Source organism: Phenylobacterium sp., assembly GCF_036264965.1.
In the GTDB taxonomy this organism is placed as follows: domain Bacteria; phylum Pseudomonadota; class Alphaproteobacteria; order Caulobacterales; family Caulobacteraceae; genus Phenylobacterium.
The window spans coordinates 1-1,680 of record NZ_DATAPY010000017.1 but is presented as its reverse complement, the minus strand read 5'-3'; the positions used below and the strand labels follow the sequence as shown (position 1 = coordinate 1,680).

Below are 1,680 nucleotides of genomic sequence, written 5' to 3'. Positions count from 1 at the left end.
CCCTGCCCGCGCCGGTGATCCTCAACCGTTTGGCCATGTCGTCCTTCCTGCGCCAGGAGGAGCATGCGCTCTACTACTCCATGGCCGCGCTGGACCACTGGCAATCGCTGGGCGCGCGGGTGATCAATGGGCCGGGCGTCTTGGCCTATGACACCAACAAGGCCCGCCAGCTCAGCCTGTTCCGCAAGGCCGGGCTCGACATCCCCGCCACCCGCGTCGCCCATCGCCGCGAGGACGTCGTGCGCCTGGCGGCCGAGGTCGGCTACCCGGTGATGGTGAAGGTCAATGTCGGCGGATCGGGCGCGGGCATGATCCGCTACGAGAACGCCGAAGAACTGGCCGCCGCCGTGGCCGACAAGCTGACCCCGGTGGGCGTCGACGGCGTGGCCCTGGTGCAGGCCTATGTCCCGGCCCGCGACGCCCGGGTGATCCGCTGCGAGGTGCTGGACGGCAAGCTGCTCTATGCGCTGGCGCTGGACGGCGCCGGCTCGACTTTCGACCTCTGCCCGGCCGACGTCTGCATGGTGGACAAGCCCACCATCACCCTCAGCGAATTCAAGCCGCCCGCCGACATCGTGCGCGCGGTGGAGAAGGTCGCGGTGATGAGCGGCCTCGACGTGGGCGGCATCGAATACATGATCGACGACCGCGACGGCCGGCCCAAATTCTACGACCTGAACGCCATGTCCAACTTCGTGGCCAAGCCGCTGGAGGTGCTGGGCTGGGATCCGCACGACAAGCTGGTCGACTACCTGCTTCCCCTGATCGCCGCGCAACAAAAGGTGGCCGCGTGAGATACGGATTCTGGACCCCGGTGTTCGGCGGTTGGCTGCGCAACATCCCCGACGAGCACATGGCGGCGACCTGGGACTACACCAAGCGCCTGTGCCAGCGGGCGGAGAAGATCGGCTACGACCTGACCCTGGTCGCCGAGCTGAACCTCAACGACATCAAGGGCACGGATCAGCCGGCGCTGGACGCCTGGTCGACGGCCGCGGCGCTGGCCGCCGTCACCGACACCCTGGAGCTGATGGTCGCGGTCCGCCCCAACTTCCACCACCCGGCGCTGCTGGCCAAGCAGGCGGCCAATATCGACAACATCTCGGGCGGCCGCCTGGCGCTGAACGTCGTCTCCTCCTGGTGGGCCGAAGAGGCCACCAGCTATGGCCTGCAGTTCGACCAGCACGACGACCGCTATGGCCGCACCAGCGAGTGGCTCGACGTGGTGGACGGCCTGTGGCGCGAGCCCAAGTTCAACCACGACGGCCAGCGCTATCAGCTGAAGGACGCCATCTGCGAGCCGAAGCCGGTTCGGAAGCCTGTGGTTTACGCCGGCGGCGAGTCCGAGGCCGCCAAGACCCTGATCGCCAACCAGTGCGACGCCTATGTCATGCACGGCGACACGGTCGAGGTGATCGCCGAGAAGATCGCCGACATGCGCACCCGCCGCGCGGCGACCGGCAAACCTGCGATGACCTTCGGCATGGCCGCCTACGCCATCGTCCGCGACACCGAGGAAGAGGCCCGCGCGGAGGTGGCCCGGATCACCACGCTGGACCCCAACGCCCCGGGCTTCGGCAACTACGACCAGTGGCTCTCCGGCACCCAGCTGGAGCGCGAGATGAAGATCGCCGAGTACTCGGTTTCCAACCGCGGCCTGCGCCCCAACCTGATCGGCAC

2 protein-coding genes are annotated in these 1,680 nt (G+C 68.0%); both read left to right on the top strand.

Going from position 1 to position 1,680, the window contains the following annotated elements:
• A partial coding sequence (locus VHS75_RS01605) for an alpha-L-glutamate ligase (protein ID WP_329636854.1) occupies positions 1 to 794 on the top strand: 794 nt, incomplete at its 5' end.
• A partial coding sequence (locus VHS75_RS01600) for an LLM class flavin-dependent oxidoreductase (RefSeq protein ID WP_329636853.1) occupies positions 791 to 1,680 on the top strand: 890 nt, incomplete at its 3' end. The genes VHS75_RS01605 and VHS75_RS01600, both read left to right, overlap by 4 nt.